The following is a 16,356-nucleotide window of genomic DNA, read 5'->3' on the forward strand; positions in this document are numbered from 1 at the left end:
CTGCTACTGGATCAGATGGACGATTATTGTTGGATTGGTGAGATTCCGGATTGTTATGGTGATCTGACTCAATCTGTCCATTCGTTGTCGGTAAGATGGTTGCCGAATGGCTTGTTGAGCGTTGAGAAGAAGAGTTAGCATCTTCATTCGGTTCATCTTCTCCACTATGAGATTCGAAGATTTTTACAGCATGACGTAACACTTTAGGCATAGGTACACCCATCCGTCCCATATTTTCGATCACAGATAACAATTCATTCGCTAAATAGAAAAAGATGACAGCATCTTGAAAATAATGCAGATCACCTACCGCTTTATCAATAAAATGAGCGATCGTAACCATAACAAAAATAGCAACTTTGCGAGCAATTCCGCGGTAACCTGTTCGACTTTTTAATTCTCCATTGATCCATGCAGCTGCCCATCCTGTTACCCAATCGACGATGACAAGCATCAATAGTAGATTGATCATTACACTCCACTCCCCGAAAAAGTACCTGATCATGGCCCCCGCACCAGTCGATACCGATTTGACAATGGCTTCAACCTCCCCACCCATGGACCTTTCCTCCTGTTATTGTAGTATGTTGTTTTGTTTAGGTTAAAAAAGAGCCTCCAGGCGAAGTGCCGGAGGCTTTGGGACTTGGTTTATTTATACTTGTATTTAGGCTTCTTTTACATTATCCAATAATTGTTGTACCTGATTGCGCATTCCTTGATACGTAGGCACATCTTCTATTGTTTTCAATCCTTTTTGAATGAGACTCACATAAATGGCAGCCATATTATTTGCCACCTCCTTCAATAGAAGTCATACTGGCTAATTGTTCATATAAATCAGCAACAGCTAATTGTAAATTCGTGGTCTCTTGTTGAGAAGCTGTTAACTTTTCGAATGTATCGGTAAGTGCCAGCTGGGTATTCGTAAGTTCTTGCTGCATTTGAGTAATATCTGTTGATGGTGGGCTAGTCGATAATTTTTTTAATTCATCAATCTCTATTTGTGTTAGTCCTTCCACCCATTGATTATGATCCAAATCCCATTTTGGTTGATACAGACCACTTGGAACACCAGTGCCAATAAGATAACTAGTAATCGGAGAATCCGTATCTGATGGATCGGTATAAAAAGGGACGATACCGCTAAAGGTATCGTCCTGAATAACATCTTCGATATATAGACCATTTGCGTCTACTTTAGGTACAGCTTTCATAGAACTAACCTCCTTTTAGTCTAAAGGATAACTAAATCCTTCAAATGAAATATAAAGTTGAGCAGTATTAGTAACAAAAGAGACTCTACCATTAGAAAAGAAATCGATAGCTACTGTTGAACTTGTAGATGCTGTGTATGAGCCAAATGTAGCTGTAAAACCTCTTTTTGTACGATATTGTTCTGGCATTGTAAAAATTAAGCCTGTTGGTGTTGGAGTACCCCCGCGTAAAATACCTTGTAAATAAACCCGATTCCCTTCGATTCGATATCCAAATCCTAATGCACCTTCCCATCCAAGAAATATTGTAGGTGTAATCCAAGTCGAAGTATATTGATTTATTTTTTTATTTTCAACAATAGAAAGACGTGTATTAGATTGTTGTACATCTTTGATCAGTTCTTCTAGTATTGTTTTTTCGTTAAGAGCATAGGACCCTATAAAGTTAGTTAAAGGAGATCTTTCATTAGTAATATAAGTGATTGTATACGTTGCTTTGGGATCATAATTGTTAGAATTGATAGGAATATAAGCATCTCCACCACCTTGCGCTGTAAGACTTTCTCCATGATTACGAATAAGCCAAGCATTATCTTGCTTATTATTTTTATATACTTTTAAAATTCGAGTCGTTTTGTAAAAAAGCGATGAGCCATTTTGGTTAATAAACCAATTATCATTTGGCATATTTGGTTTAGCAGTTTCTCTTAAAATAATACCTGTTCCAACCTCGACTTGATTACTCCTTTCTTTTAAAAGAAGTTCACCTTCTGTAAGAAGCGGTTCAAGATCAGGTTTGTTTAATCTATAGACTAGTTGATATGAATTAACTTCTCTGGATTGCCGATAAACAATTCCACTTGTCTCTGGCTTAACTAAAGGTACAGTAGTAGTAGCACCAGAATAGTTAATATTGTTATAACTAGCTAGTGGAGTCCATGCCTTATTTGTTCCATCTGTACGATTATAAGAAGTATTACCTGAACTATCTGAACTATCATACATTTTCCAACCAAGAAAATAAGCTTTAATCTCATCTGATGTTGGTGTGTAAGTATCACTCCAACCACTGTCTGCTATAGAAATAGATATATAAAGATCTCCTGCTGCTGTAATTGCATTTGTATCAGGAATACTTCCTGTACTTCCTTGTAGTATTAATTTTCCATCAAATTTAATAGAAATACCACTTGCTACTAATGCACCAGTAGTCAATCCTGAAATTTTCACTTGTCTACTTCCATTTGTAGCTTGTGCGTCACCAAGTACCCATTTTTTATCACCATCTAAAATTATCTTTTTCCATTTAGATAATTTAAAATATTGTCCATCTTTTTCAAATACTTCATCTGCATTAGCTCCTGTGACTGGATCAGCATACAGATCTGTTTGTAGTGCTAACATAGAATCTTCTCGAGGGACAAATGCGTTCGCTGTAGTTCCAATATTCAGCATTAGATTAGAAAGATTAACAGCAGTTGTACTTGTTCCTAAGACTCTTACTTCAACTACGTTTACTCCAACCGGTACTTTAAATGTAGCAAATATTGTTCCACTACCTGTACTATCCGCTAAGGCTACAGAGCCGTTTGTATTATATACAAAAATGCGCCCCGTCGAACCACTCGAAACAGCAGACAATGTATACGTAGCGCCTGGCACAACAGCTACAGAATTATGAATAATCTTATTAGTACTACTTACATCAACACTGTACCGATTATTTATAACTGGTGTTCCTTCTGTATTTGACCATTCTTGCAAAGCAGGCAACAAATTTTCACCGTATGCAATCACATATGGATTTCGTACAGGCGAAATGCTATCCACATAAGGATAAGCAGCAGCAATTTGTTCGGATGTCATTGTAGCAAGAGTGGCATATTCTGCGTCTGAAATTTCATATAGACGTAATCCGTCTGCATATCCTGCATTTCCAACTGCACTCGCATTAAGTCTTGCAATAGGATAAGCATTGCTCACATTTCCTCCAGCAGTAAATGGAATGTATACAAACTCCCATTTATTTTTAGATGTAGTTACAGGACTTTCGATAGCAGTGTTTTGGATGACTAACTTCATGCTTTGCCCGGTTTCATTGTAAAGGTGTCCTAAAGCTATATATTTTTTCCCGGAAACTAAGTTGACAACATTCTTCCCAAATCCGTCCGCAATACTATTAGCGACAGTTGCTGTAATTTTAAGAGCATTGCCACTTGTTACACTTTTATTATTATCTACACTCAGTGTAGATTGATAATTGCTAAATCTTGTTATATTTTTGGTAGGTGTCCAATCAGATCCAGTTAAGTTTAACAAGGTACGACCTTTTACATTTGTTAACTGAAAAGGTGAAGTTTTCTCAGCATTTATAATTTGTAGCCCAGGCTGTAATGTAATATCTTTGGTTTTCACTGTATTCAAACGTGGTAAAAGATTACCATCCACTTTATTAGTCATGTCTTGAGCATAGGTATCGACTCTGTCCCAATTATCATTTAACATCGTATCAATATTAAAATACTGTTCTCCATCGGCAACTGGATCTACCTTAAGCAATTTCAATTTATCTGTATTACTCGACATTGTGTATACCTCCTGCGAAATCTGACATTTTTTTACCATCTAGTTCTTTAATTTTCATTTGTTGATGAATTTCTTTTATTCTTAAATAACGGAATACATAACGTGCTACTAAATGAGCTGGCTTGATCTGCTCAATCATATTTTGTAAGTCTGATAAATTTGGTGGTACACCAATCGTATCTACAAAAGTAATCGTAAATGCCCATTGTGCAGGTTCAAAAGAAATATTTACTGCACCTCGTTCATAAGCAGCAGCTACATTTTTGACCAGTTTACCTGAAAATTTACCGCCACCACGTAGTTTGGATTCAACCACTGCGCGTCTTTGCTCTAATGGCTTGTTGAGGTTCGTTTCAATACCTAATTCAGCTTCCCAACGGGGTAATCCCCAGGTTGCTGTACGGACAAAAAATTGCTGGAATGTTTCTTCCAGCGCTTGATAGAAATGATCCATTTCATATCCTTTGGTATTCATATCTGCACGTATCACTCGTGAAGTCTCATAGTATGCAGGTAAATAAGAAAACAATTCAGCACCTTTTACACTGGAAAAAGAAAAAGGAGCACTACCAGGCAGATTACTCATGAACGGTCACCGTCCCGAGTACTGCTACTTGATTAGCGCTCATTTCAATATTTTTGTCACTTGTACCATTCACTGTTAACTGTGCATAATCGATGATCGGTGGAATATCCAATAAAATAGCAGCAATGCGTGTATACCTCACAAGCGAATCTGTAAAAGCCAACTGCTTGAGGTAAGCTTTTACTCCTTGTTGAATTAAATTCTTAACTTCGGCGACTGAAGCAGTACTAGCAAGTGTTAATGTAACATCAATATTCATCGGTACTTCTTCAGCTGGCATCACTGTAATAATGGGACCTGCTGGAGCTGTTCCTTCTCCTTGTCCATCTTGTGTAGGATCAATATAATTTTGTACTGCTTTTACAATATCGGTATTGGCTGCACGCTTATCTGTATCCAATACATAAATACCTACCGTGCCCGGGCCTTTCCATAAAGGAATCACTCGTGCTCCGCCGACTCCAGCAATTTCACCAGCCCACTGCATATATTGTGCTTTGTTGCCACTAGTTCCTTGATTACGCACTTTCGCATAAAACCGTTCTAGCAAAGACATATCAGATTCGATATCGGCTCCACCTTTGATCTCTACGGTATTGGTCACACCCGTAACACCATTAAGCGAAGTAGATACAATGGTAACAATACCTGTAGGCACATTGCTTGCTTTGCCTGCAACGACTGCACGAACAGGCACGGTGGCTTTACCTGTACTATCCAAAATACCAGCTACAGTTGTCTCATATTCCAATGACGCTTCGCCTGAATTTTCATCTGCTGGCGTAGCAACTATAGTCCCAATAGGGATAGGTTTACCGACTTCACCTGTAAATAAAACTGCGCCGGATGCTGTTACTGCTCCTCTACGAGTCACACCATGCTCTGCTGCACGTAAATCTAATTCATCGGAACGAAAATTCTCATCTGTACTGGCTACCGTACTAGCGAATCCACGTCGTAACAATTCTTGTGCCCAAATAGCTGCTTCAGATAACATAAAAGCAACCGGTGCTTCTGCATCCCAAATAAAAGAACCTTCCGACTTGTCTAGATCAGAAGGTACTCGTTCTAGCATACGCTGCATAATATTTTCTTCTGTTTGCTCCGTTAAATACTGAGGAAGTTCTGCCAAGTTAGATCACCTCACTTTCCAAAATTTGTGTATCTTCTTGCACACTTGTAATCCGGCAGGTAAATACACATTGATCGTCTACCCATTTAAAAGTAAACTGATCTACACTTTCTGTGCGCTCATCGGTCAATAATGTTTCGGTAACCATTCGAGTAATCTCACTCTCCATGATTGCATACCCGTATCCTTGACCTACTAATTCTTCTAATTCACTTCCATAATCACGAGAGTAGATTACATGCCGATAACGAGGGGTCAAAATAGCTTTGTGGCACCACTGCACCCATGCTTCTTTCTCATCAGCAATCGCTACTTTACCACTAGGAGTAAGCACAAAATCACCCGCATCATAGTCATAACGCCAACTTTTGCCGAATATGACTTCTGTGCTGTCTGTTACTGTCGTCTCTGCTTCATCTCCCCAAATAAAAGCATCCGTATCAGGAAAAAGGTTAGCCATTGCCACTCACCACCTTGCATACAATAACAACGTCATTACCACTATTTACACGCAGAGCAAGTACTCGGTCGCCAGCTTTGAGACCTTTGTTCAAGTGAAGTACCGTTTCTTCTACTTCGACTTTATCGAACACAAAATCACTTTTCGTTGCTGTCCCACCGTTCCCACCTTGACCTAAAGGATAGGTACGTCCTACATCAGTACGTTCTGGCATTTCAAACATCCCTGGCAATTCAGCGATCATATAATCTTGAATTTCATGTTTGAAATCATCTAACTTTACTCCTGAGCCAGTCATTGTTCCAAGTACTGCACCTAGACCACTTGTCGCTTGCTGGGTATGCTTGGACATGGTGGAGCGCATCAGATCTGCGAAATGTCCATAAGGATCTTTTTTACTCAAGATAAAACCTCCTTCTCACATAATCTGCTGTACCTAACTCTAATGTCATTGTTCCAGGATTGCCTAAATCATGACTAGCAGATGTAACCAATAGTTTCATACCGCTTAAAGTTACAGCATCTCCAGCACGAATCGTATTGATATCTGGTGCAGTAATAGTAAATGTCTGTTGAATGCCTGTTAAATAATTTTTAGCAGATTTTTTAGCTGCATCTGCTGTTTTAATCTGATCATCATTAATCATTTTTTGCAGAGTTCCTAATTCTTCAGTTCCTTTTTCCTCAACAGCTAAAACTTTAGAGGGCACTTCTTTATCTCCACTAGATTCTGAAGTTGCTAATATTTTCACTTTAGTTACAGCACCTTCTAGTGTACGCATTTGAGTTAAATCGATAAGACGATCTAGCTCAACAACTTCACTATTACTTCCAATCTCAAATAAACTCAAACCTTTACTTGTCATTCGTGGATGATACATAGTACCTCCAGATTTAGCTGTTTCTTTAAGGTCTGCAAAAATCATTGAAAATATAGTCTGAGCACGATAAGCTGCTTTTCCCAATTTAACTTTTGTATCTGGTATATCACCTAATCTAATTTGCCAATCTTTTGCATATTTTTTTAAGCGTTGACTAGCTGTCTGATCTTTAGGTAAAAGGTATTCATCTTCCGATTTTTCTAAATAAATCATGCGATCATATACAGTCATAGATAACCTTTTTGTTCCACTATTGGAACTTTCGACTTCCCAAATCACACCTAAATCGAGTATCGGATGATATGCTTTTTGATTAAAAGGAATACCGCTAATCCGAATATCCATCCCTGGAGCAATAGTAGGTAATCCTAATTTAGAAGATACTGCTAAGCGAACACTAGCTTGATAAGCTATTTGATCTAAAGAATCTTTCATACTCAGTGTTTCTACTAAAGAAGTGATATCATACTTGTCTTTGATAATAACTTTATAGCTCATGTTGGCATCACCAACTTTTGTCCAGGTTTGATTTGATTAGGATTCGCACCAATTAACTTAGTATTTAATTTGTAAATATCATTCCATTTAGAGCTATCACCAAGTTCAAGCTTAGCAATTTTAGAAAGAGAATCTCCAGATTTGACAGTATACGCTTTATTGCTAGTTTTAAGATCAGCACGAGAACCAGATTTGTTTGTAGTTTTACCATTCTTACTGGTTTTCTTTTGTTTTACTTTAGCATCACGCCATGTGCGGAAAGTGAGATCAAACGAAATATCACCTGGTTCTCCGCCTTTAAAAGAACTATTAAATGAAATTAGATAAATAGGGACATTTATTCCTGTCGTAGTGATCATTAATTGCATAGGATGATCTGAAATAAGAAGTTCATTTAATTTATTGATTGCTATATTCGGTGCAGGAATATTTTTATATTGGCAATATGAAGGATTATATTCTTTTGGAAAAAAAGAAGAAAAACTAATTTCTTTTACTTTATCTCCTTGAACAAAATCAAACTCTCCATATTGCAACATATTTACTGTTTCATATCCCTTTGATCGAGAGATACTTATTTCTTCTGGATTTACAGGAAAATGAAAAAAACGACGTTTACCATCAATCAGAAAAATATCCACAGTAATCCTCCTTTCTTATAAAAATTATAAAGTTTACACTACATAGGTAATGGGGTAGCTTTTGAAGGATTGGGCTTCATATTTTGCATAGATTTACGAAGCTCATTCGCAATACGATGACCAATCTGTAAAGCTAATCCTTCATAATCCAATTCGTTTTCTTTGACTGTTACTTGAACGGCTCCTGTTGGGACAGTAATCGATACTTTATTAACTACTTCAGACTTAAATTCTTTTAGCATGCCTGAAATAGCTCCCATTTGTGTTTCATTGATTTGAACGGCTTTCGTTGCATCTCCACCTGGACCTTTGCTTGCAGGTTTATCAGAATTAGTTGCTGCATTTTTAACTATTTGGGCAGCAGGAGTTGTCATTGCGGGGTTAGCTGTATTGGCATTAGTCGCAAGCATCGGGTTGTTAGGTTGTTGAGCTACTTGAGCTACTGCTGGAGTAGCAGCAGCTTCTTGTTTAGCCTTATCTCCACCACCAAACCAACTCATAAATCCATCTTTCAATCCATTGGCTTTGTCTGAAAGATAATCTTTGACACCTGTAATGCCATCACCTACTGCGCTAACAGCAGCTTTACCTAGATCACTACCACCAACCAATCCACCTAATTTCTCTCCAGCCCAACCACCGACCATAGAACCTGCCCAAGTACCAATACCCGGTAAGATAGCTGAACCAATTACAGCACCTAGAGCTGTTCCTGCGGTACTACCTACAGCGGAACCAACTGCCTCTCCTCTATTTTCCTCTGAAGAAGTAGCGATATTGACCATGTCTGATATAAATCCTAGTGGTTTCAAGATCTTACCGCCACCGTCCGCCAGTCCGCCACCGACCATTTTCAAAAACTTATTATTACTTCCAGATAAATGTTCCGAAAGTTTACCCATGCCTTCTTCCATATTTGGTAATCCGGCTGGACCTGAACCATCCATACTAAAAAAGCCTGATAAAGCACTTTTGATTTTCCCTCTTCTACCGCCTGTAGCAGTATCGTTATCACCATCAGTAGCAGTATCATTTGGATTGGTTCTATGAAGGGTTCTATTCCTAATTGCATCTGTAGTTCTAGCATTTAATACTATTCTACGTTGTGCAGGGTTTGCATTATTGGGCGGATTAGGTGAATCAGCAGCTGGCGAAGGTCCTCCTGTAGAAATTCTCTGATTTCCAAATCGTCCTCTTCTCACCTTTTTACCATTTGCTGCATTATCACGATTTGGATTATTTGCAGCTGGATTAGGTTGATTGATGAGACTAGAAGCCCCACCTGATCCACCTTTGTCTGAACAACAGCAGCAGCATTTTTCACTGCTCCCATTGGCAGCAGCATCGCTATTTGAATTACCATTTGTATCTGTAGGAGCTTTCTCACCCAAAAACTTCTGAAAGAATTTGTCTCTTACTTTATCTACTCTACTTTCTCCTACAATATTTTTAATTCCATCGAAAACTTTATTACCTGAATCAATATAATCTATAGTTTTCTCAGCCCAATTTTTAGAGTCTTCTTTTGCTGCTGAGCTAGTCGATTTATTAGTCAGACTATTATTAGAAACATTAATTAAACTAGGACTCATATTAACTGTAGCAGGGGCTACTTTTGAATTCGGTAATTTAAGACCTTTGATCGTAGCATTAATTTGTTGTTGAACCGTAAAGTTACCTGACGCGCTAATCATTTGGCTTTTAACATTACTTAATTTTTTAAGCAATCGATCTAATGCTGGAGAAGCTTGATCATTCAAACTTACCTGTAGTGTAATTCGAGTACTAGCCAATTTTGAAGCTGCGCGAGAAATATTATCAAAGTAACGAGTAGTAGATTTTAATTCGTTATTCATTTTGATAATATTCTGATATCTTGCACGTCCCAATCGATCAGATGATCGCTGAATCTGATCAAAGTATCTGACTGTTGCTTTCAATTGACTATTATCTATACTTTCTGCCATACATTCACCTCCCTGTTTACTCAAAGGAATTACTAGTAAATATCTTTTATCTTCCCATTTGGCTACTGATCGATTGTAGTTCTTCTTGCGAAAAAGCTAGCAATAGCGAGCGCTCGCCTTGAGACAAATTCCAAAACTCTCCGGGACGGAGGTTGTGCCGTACCCACATGTGATACAGCATCGTTGTGATCCCGCCGGAGTGGATTAGTTTTTTAGGTCATCAAGCTCCACACCGAAGCCAGATAGTTCAAGGACTTTATCGCCGACTGCATCCAGTTCACCTGCTAGCAACATACGACGAACGGCTTGCTCACCACCGGATAATTTCAAGCGACTGGTAATACGCGGATCGCCCCATCCATTCAATTTCAAACCTTTGACTTCCAATTGAACCGTCGCTTCAGAGATCAATAGTGCGTTAAATGTTTCACTATCTACTTTTTCTTCTGTGCGACCTTTGGTCGTTTTGCGAACCGTACAACGTTCACGAATACTATCCACTTTGCTGGAAGTCAGTCCACGCAATGTCATTTGCAAGTCCAGACGTTGAATACCTACTGTTTCTTCTGGTAATTTGTCTGCTGCTTCAAATAGGCTGTCCAAGATTTGTTCTTCTGATAAATTTTCGTTCAAACTCATGATTATGTCCTCCTCAGGATCGTCAATAATAGTGTTTTGCTACAAACAGAAAAATGATTTCATATTCAGTCCACGCCAAGTAGCGACAAAAGAAGAAATAGCTAATAAGTTCTTCTCTTGCCGCTTACCCTATAGTGGAATAAGATATAAAAGCTTATAAATATCCAAAACAGTAATAGTAAAAAGTAGCCTTTTTAGCCTTACCTATTCGCATACTAATTTACTCATACACTGTAAAGTTATTGAGTAGTTTATAAATAGTTGAATTAGTTCGCTACAATCGGATCTAGCAACTCATATCCTTCAAACGTAAACGCTGTTTCTTCTGGAACTTCTTCACCAGCTGTCCAGTTCGCCAATTGAATTTTGTCTGGCATGCAACGGATCAAGCGAACACGCTCATGACCATACGATTCAGGATCGTCTAGTTTGGAAATAATATCGAATTTTTGGAAACCACGTACCAACATATCGGAAGTCACTTTATAACCAGTCATTGTACCTGTACCTTTTTTGGAACCATTTTTGTGTACTTTCCATTCGTTACCAACTAAATTCAGCTCACGTTTTTCAATTTCTACGCTTGCTTCCAGTTTGTTGATATGCGTTTGCCATACCCCATCGATGTGCAATTGTCCGTGTGTACCCAGAATAACTCTTGAAGCGTCTAACATATATATTTCCTCCTTCGATTTTCGGTTCTTATTTTTGTTTGTAAAGGGAATAAGCTATACCTAAATGAATAGATATAGCGCTGACGACTACTATTTATTGCACGTAAAATGTGCCAAACAATTGCTCCATGACATCTGTCAATTTCACATTCCATTGCAAGAATACTTGGTCTGCTTCTGGACGTAAGATTGGAGCTGCGCCATAATAAGCAGGATCTAAGATTACATCGAAGCCAGATGCTTCAATAACACTACTTTGCGCCAAAAGATTCAGATATTCTTTCATTGCACCAATAAGAGCAAGGCGACCTTCTTCAGTGTTATTCACTTTACCGATATAAGAATCTTCTGCCGCGCGTTGCAAGTCACCATTGATCGCATCCATAACACGAATCGAACGGATTTTTTTCCAAGCATTATTTTGTCCAGCAGCCGGAATCACAAGACTATTCACCCCACGAAGAGCTTTCACTTGACGACCATCATGGAAGAAAATAAACACACCATTTTTTACAGCTTGTTCTTGCTCAGAACGTGTCCAACGACGAGTCACATCATCGAAAGGCGTAATATGGTACGTTGTCGATTCGTTTAAACGTTGACCTGCAATGAGACCTGCTACATACGCACTTGTTTGTGCAGAAGTATAATCTGTTGTACCAATGCGCACACCCGTACCTACATTGATAATACCTTCGTAGTTCAATGAAAGAGAACGTGTTGCTGCAATCGTAGCTGCTTTGGAAGATAGATCATCTGCTGCTGTACCACCGACTACTGCAACCGTATGTTTACCCTCACTACGTACACGTTTGATCCAAGCGGCAAAGCTTTTCAGTAAAGCAGGATCAGCAGCAAAGTCTAATGCCAACACATCGAATTCTTCACTTTCAAGTGCTGCTTGTGCTTCAATATAGTCAGCATTAGCTAGACCTGCGTTACCACTTGCGCCCCCTGCAAATGCAGCGTTCGCTACGTTAGCTGGAATACCACCATCTACTAAAGCTTTTGCTGTAATCCATAGATTATCTGTATCTTCGTTGATCGCTTTGGCAAAAGAAGATGCTTTTCCATCTTTGGCTACAAATGTGCGTACCAATTTGGTTCCTTCATATAGACGAATTTCTTGTTGAGTACTGTCTGTTAAGTTCGGCTGAACTGTTACAGTAAAGCCATTACCACGTGTACCGGTATATTTTGTATCCAATTGAAGCACGTTAGCGCCTGCTGTGCCTTCTGTAGCACCTGCCGCTTTCAATACTAGACTAGAAGATTTAGCTGTATCATCTGCCAAACGGTAAGCTAATAATTTTTTAGGGCCACCTAGCAATGCCAAATAGAGTGAATTGTAAGCTGTTGCTCCATTTTCGCTGTCTCCAGAAAAATGTTGTGAGATCGCTGTTTCACTACCAATTTCCACAAACTCTCCTACAGGTCCCCAGTTTCCTTTGACCAAAACAACCACTGTACCACGATTACCTGCTTGAATTGCTGAAGCAGCTGCTGCCTCAAAATTCATATATAAACCCGGAAGTACCGGTTTGTTCGTGCTTTCCCATGTGCCACTTGCCATTTTACTTCACCTTCTCTTTCATAAATTGTTGGATTTTTTGTGTAGCTTCTTCTACTGAAAATAATGTTTCGGAATCATCGTAAAACACACCATGCAATACTTCAGCCTTTACTCCAAAAAGCTCATCTGCATGTTGCAGAAGTTCAGTCAGCGTATATTGAGGCTGACTTGCTTGGGAAGAGGACTGCTCCGTATCTTCATGTACTGGAGTGCTGCTTGTTTTAGCAGTTACACTCTTTTTGCTGACATTTGCCATCAGAACACCTCATTTTCTTAGCATGACTATGAAATGAGTAAGCTTGCACTTATTCGCTTCAGCATACATTTAGTAATCTAAAACAGGTTTGTTGGTCACTTCGCGAATTAACGGTGCATTAGGTAATTCTCGCTGGACACGACGCAACAACGTTAAACGAATCTGTCCATTCAAAAAAGCATCTGCTTGTAAATCTACAGATGCTTCACTTACCGTTAAATAACGTCGATCAGCCAGATCGAGTGGGATTCGTGTCTGTGAACTCAGACGTTCTACCAACCCGGTCGCTATTCGCTGTGTTTCTTGTGCATTTCGCCCATAGACATGCCCTATCCATTGCTTGCGCACATCAAAAGCAGAAGTTCCTGCCGCCGCAAAGTTACTTGCAGTCAATCGCCAGAGCACAGCAGGAGCAACATAACCAGCAGGCCACGCTTCCTTATAGATTGTCCACTCATTGCCTAGTTGTTCTTGTGTCCAATCGTGTAAGGCGGTGAGCCATGAATCAGGTTGTCCAGATTCAAGTGTTGCAGACGGATTGGCATCAGCAACGCTGGAAGTCAGAAGCGCATTATTGCTAGTGGATGTATCTAATGGTTCAGGAACATAGATACCAAATCGTATCGCTCGTGTAGCTAATCCACTGAGTGTATCGATTCGGTCACTGTCCGAAGCACCAAGATAGATACATGTAAATGCATGCCCTTCTTTATCTTCCAAACGCACATCATGTAATGCTTCAATCAATTGTTGTGTCCAAGCTTCTACTTGTTCAAAGCCGCCATTACTCACCCGGGCGTAGGGCCAGACTTTAACAATCCGGCGATAACCTGCCCAAGATGACTTCTGTACTTCTTCTGCAAAAGTAACGACTGCACAAGAACCTGGCAAAATCAAATCAAGTGGCGGAAGGTCGTAAACCTGACCTTTCCATTCTGGAATAATCTCTGCCAGCTTGGACTTGATCGTAGCTCGCATCTTAGGAATATTGTTCACCTCCTTTATCCAGAAATATAAGCAAAGGAATCATCTCACCGCATGAAAAAAAGACTGAATCTCTAGGATCAGTCTGTACATTAGCGTATGTGCTTTCGGTTGATTGTGTTCCTTTTGCTTCATTTCCGATAATACAATCTTACCTCGTTTTTCTCCTAATGGAGACGGTGTATCGGACGAAAAAAGGACGGTTAATAGATGACTTACGGTGGTAAAAAGAAGAGGTATTGGAAACCCTCTTGATAAGCTTTATTTTCGTTGATATAACAGGCTTTATAGCGCTTTTTCTGCCTGATTGAATTCTTTTCTTCTATATAAATGAAGGTTAAAACAATTTAGCCCTATTAGTGAATCAAATCATATTCGTTGTGTTATTCTCATTATTCCGCTCCATTTCGAATATAATACTGAAATCTATTATGAAAAGCGTACATAATAAAAACAAAAAAACGTCTGCTTGTAAGCAAACGTTTAGGACGACTTATATATGATTGAATATTACTTATTTCACTGGATGATTGCCTGCCGATGTATCTACAGCGTTGGGATACGATTGACTGGCTACTTTGCGAGAAAGTACAATATCGACTGCACATACTAGCACAGATGCTGTAGCAACTTTGATCCACCATGCAGGTTTTACTTTTAGGCTCATGATTCTTCCTCATTTCTATTGAGATCTGTCTAAAGGTAACACAATCTATGAGTTCTATTCCACTTTACCGTTGGACTCTCTATCTTCCTTATAATGATTATATGAATCTGTGCTTTATCATATAATCATTATGAACTATAAGGAACTTCTGTACTGCGACGGGTCCGGTTTTTTTTCGGCATCAATTCATCTAATTTGATCATTCCTGTATCAGCAAGTGCTAACGCCATTTTGTAAAAAGCTTTGGTTCTGACTTTAACATACGTATCTTTGCTGATCGGCGGATCGAACAAATAACTGTACACTTTATAATCGAATACATCATCGTGTTTGAGATAACGCTCTTTAAGCAACAATTGCTCGCGTTCTCCCAAACGCTCTACAATCGCTTCTACTCGTTCACAATAAGCACGACGTGCGGCTGGTGTATCTACATTATAGATCGCAGCATTTGCTGTAGAATCGCTAGTTACATTTGTAGGGCCATGCATCCGTTCTTGATAAGAAGCAGTCATCGACGTTTCACGCATTTCAAATGTGATTGTTTTGTAAATCCGATATTTTTCAAATACCGCTTCGACAGCAGTACGAGTTTGGCGGCGATCTAATTCAGGTAGAGCAGTTAATAAATTCATGAGACAACACTCCTTTAGTAGGGTTAGTATAGTTATAAAGTAGAACGGAGCTAACAAAATACAACCAACTGGCAATATTCTTGCTATTTCATCCATTACCTTTTGGCAATATTTTAAACAATAATGACTTTCTCTCATTCTATAAACTGATCAAAAATTCCAATTTATTGATCTTGTTCGTATCTTGTTCGTATTTTATGTTTTTACAATATCATACCGGAGAATATTGGTAAAATCGGAAATAAAGCGATTTTCGCACAAAAAACATATATTATCTCGCTTTTACTCACAAACCCATACCTTTTGGCAAAGAAATAAAAGAGTGTGTTTACCTAATGGCAATACTAGGGTATATTATAAGTGTTCTTACTTTCATTGAATATTTCGCAAGTGTACCTATAGAAAGGGTGTATTGTCGGTGGATAATCTTTCATTTGGTCTATATTTGAAGCAAATACGTGAGCAAAAACACTGGAGTATTAATCAGTTGGCAGAGATCGCCGGCATCAGCACTTCACAAATTTCGCGGATCGAAAATGGTAGACGTGGTGTGCCTAAGCCACAAACGATCGAAAAACTAGCCAAAGCGCTAGCTATTTCTTATTCCGAAATGATGGATCAAGCAGGATATTTGCGCCCTGAAGAAGCGGAACAAATTCCCGAGTGGGCTAGTTCGCGTGATAAAAGAGATTTCAAAAAAATGTTAGAGGAAGATGGTGAATTAATGTTTGATGGAGTGCCACTGGATGATGAAGATAAGCAACGGATCAAAGATGTATTAACCGGTTTGTTCTGGGAAGCCAAGCAAATGAACAAACGAAAACCTCTTTCTTCTGACGATTCTACATCCAAATAAACACTTTATCTTATATATAGTAAGCAGTTACGTATTCTATAGAAGAAAGGCGCTTTTACTGCCAAGCGCTTGAACGAAAGAAGTTTTGCTTTGTAAAAATCACTTTC

The 16,356-nt window shown here is 38.9% G+C and carries 19 protein-coding genes and 1 pseudogene; 1 reads left to right on the plus strand and 19 read right to left on the minus strand.

What is annotated here, in order from left to right:
- Positions 1-151: 151 nt before the first annotated feature.
- From PQ460_RS18250 to PQ460_RS18340, 19 genes and pseudogenes are all read right to left on the minus strand, one after another.
- Positions 152-559 (minus strand): annotated as a pseudogene (locus PQ460_RS18250) (phage holin family protein); the annotation flags it as partial.
- Positions 560-664: 105 nt separating this feature from the next.
- Positions 665-784: a CD1375 family protein gene (locus PQ460_RS18255; RefSeq protein WP_274170676.1), complete on the minus strand. Its 120-nt coding sequence runs from the start codon at positions 782-784 to the stop codon at positions 665-667.
- Position 785: 1 nt separating this feature from the next.
- Positions 786-1,214 carry a hypothetical protein gene (locus PQ460_RS18260; RefSeq protein ID WP_274170677.1) on the minus strand — a complete coding sequence of 143 codons (429 nt, stop codon included), beginning with the start codon at positions 1,212-1,214 and terminating at the stop codon, positions 786-788.
- Between the two features lie 15 nt (positions 1,215-1,229).
- Positions 1,230-3,800, minus strand: coding sequence for a hypothetical protein (locus PQ460_RS18265; protein WP_274170678.1), 2,571 nt, complete (start codon positions 3,798-3,800; stop codon positions 1,230-1,232).
- Positions 3,790-4,386, minus strand: coding sequence for a YmfQ family protein (locus tag PQ460_RS18270; protein ID WP_274170679.1), 597 nt, complete (start codon positions 4,384-4,386; stop codon positions 3,790-3,792). The genes PQ460_RS18265 and PQ460_RS18270 overlap by 11 nt, the downstream gene beginning before the upstream one ends.
- Complete coding sequence (locus tag PQ460_RS18275) at positions 4,379-5,518, minus strand: baseplate J/gp47 family protein (protein ID WP_274170680.1); 1,140 nt, start codon at positions 5,516-5,518, stop codon at positions 4,379-4,381. Before PQ460_RS18275 ends, PQ460_RS18270 begins: the two co-directional genes overlap by 8 nt.
- 1 nt (position 5,519) lies before the next feature.
- On the minus strand, positions 5,520-5,978 hold the full coding sequence (locus tag PQ460_RS18280) for a DUF2634 domain-containing protein (protein WP_274170681.1): 459 nt from the start codon (positions 5,976-5,978) through the stop codon (positions 5,520-5,522).
- Complete coding sequence (locus tag PQ460_RS18285) at positions 5,971-6,342, minus strand: hypothetical protein (protein WP_274172964.1); 372 nt, start codon at positions 6,340-6,342, stop codon at positions 5,971-5,973. Before PQ460_RS18285 ends, PQ460_RS18280 begins: the two co-directional genes overlap by 8 nt.
- Positions 6,343-6,373: 31 nt before the next feature.
- Positions 6,374-7,357: an XkdQ/YqbQ family protein gene (locus tag PQ460_RS18290; RefSeq protein ID WP_274170682.1), complete on the minus strand. Its 984-nt coding sequence runs from the start codon at positions 7,355-7,357 to the stop codon at positions 6,374-6,376.
- Positions 7,354-7,998, minus strand: coding sequence for a LysM peptidoglycan-binding domain-containing protein (locus PQ460_RS18295; RefSeq protein ID WP_273615242.1), 645 nt, complete (start codon positions 7,996-7,998; stop codon positions 7,354-7,356). Before PQ460_RS18295 ends, PQ460_RS18290 begins: the two co-directional genes overlap by 4 nt.
- A 38-nt stretch (positions 7,999-8,036) precedes the next feature.
- Positions 8,037-9,965, minus strand: a complete 1,929-nt coding sequence (locus PQ460_RS18300; RefSeq protein ID WP_274170683.1) for a tape measure protein — start codon at positions 9,963-9,965, stop codon at positions 8,037-8,039.
- Positions 9,966-10,011: 46 nt separating this feature from the next.
- On the minus strand, positions 10,012-10,134 hold the full coding sequence (locus PQ460_RS18305) for a hypothetical protein (protein ID WP_274173006.1): 123 nt from the start codon (positions 10,132-10,134) through the stop codon (positions 10,012-10,014).
- Positions 10,135-10,169: 35 nt separating this feature from the next.
- Positions 10,170-10,604 (minus strand): phage tail assembly chaperone, encoded by a 435-nt coding sequence (locus PQ460_RS18310; protein ID WP_273615240.1) that lies wholly within the window; start codon positions 10,602-10,604, stop codon positions 10,170-10,172.
- 266 nt (positions 10,605-10,870) lie between these two features.
- Positions 10,871-11,278 (minus strand): phage tail tube protein, encoded by a 408-nt coding sequence (locus PQ460_RS18315; protein ID WP_273615239.1) that lies wholly within the window; start codon positions 11,276-11,278, stop codon positions 10,871-10,873.
- 94 nt (positions 11,279-11,372) lie between these two features.
- Positions 11,373-12,851 (minus strand): phage tail sheath family protein, encoded by a 1,479-nt coding sequence (locus PQ460_RS18320; RefSeq protein ID WP_273615238.1) that lies wholly within the window; start codon positions 12,849-12,851, stop codon positions 11,373-11,375.
- Position 12,852: 1 nt separating this feature from the next.
- Positions 12,853-13,107: a YqzN/YkzM domain-containing protein gene (locus PQ460_RS18325; protein ID WP_274170684.1), complete on the minus strand. Its 255-nt coding sequence runs from the start codon at positions 13,105-13,107 to the stop codon at positions 12,853-12,855.
- A gap of 69 nt (positions 13,108-13,176) precedes the next feature.
- On the minus strand, positions 13,177-14,085 hold the full coding sequence (locus PQ460_RS18330; RefSeq protein ID WP_274170685.1) for a hypothetical protein: 909 nt from the start codon (positions 14,083-14,085) through the stop codon (positions 13,177-13,179).
- A gap of 520 nt (positions 14,086-14,605) precedes the next feature.
- Positions 14,606-14,758: a hypothetical protein gene (locus PQ460_RS18335; RefSeq protein ID WP_274170686.1), complete on the minus strand. Its 153-nt coding sequence runs from the start codon at positions 14,756-14,758 to the stop codon at positions 14,606-14,608.
- A 128-nt stretch (positions 14,759-14,886) separates the two neighbouring features.
- The gene (locus tag PQ460_RS18340; RefSeq protein WP_273615234.1) at positions 14,887-15,393 is read right to left on the minus strand and encodes an ArpU family phage packaging/lysis transcriptional regulator; all 507 of its coding nucleotides are present in this window, start codon (positions 15,391-15,393) and stop codon (positions 14,887-14,889) included.
- A 418-nt stretch (positions 15,394-15,811) separates the two neighbouring features.
- On the opposite strand from PQ460_RS18340, the gene PQ460_RS18345 reads away from it, so the two are divergent.
- On the plus strand, positions 15,812-16,249 hold the full coding sequence (locus PQ460_RS18345; protein WP_204825285.1) for a helix-turn-helix domain-containing protein: 438 nt from the start codon (positions 15,812-15,814) through the stop codon (positions 16,247-16,249).
- Positions 16,250-16,356 lie beyond the last annotated feature (107 nt).

It is taken from the genome of Paenibacillus sp. KACC 21273 (genome assembly GCF_028736095.1).
GTDB lineage: Bacteria > Bacillota > Bacilli > Paenibacillales > Paenibacillaceae > Saccharibacillus > Saccharibacillus kyungheensis.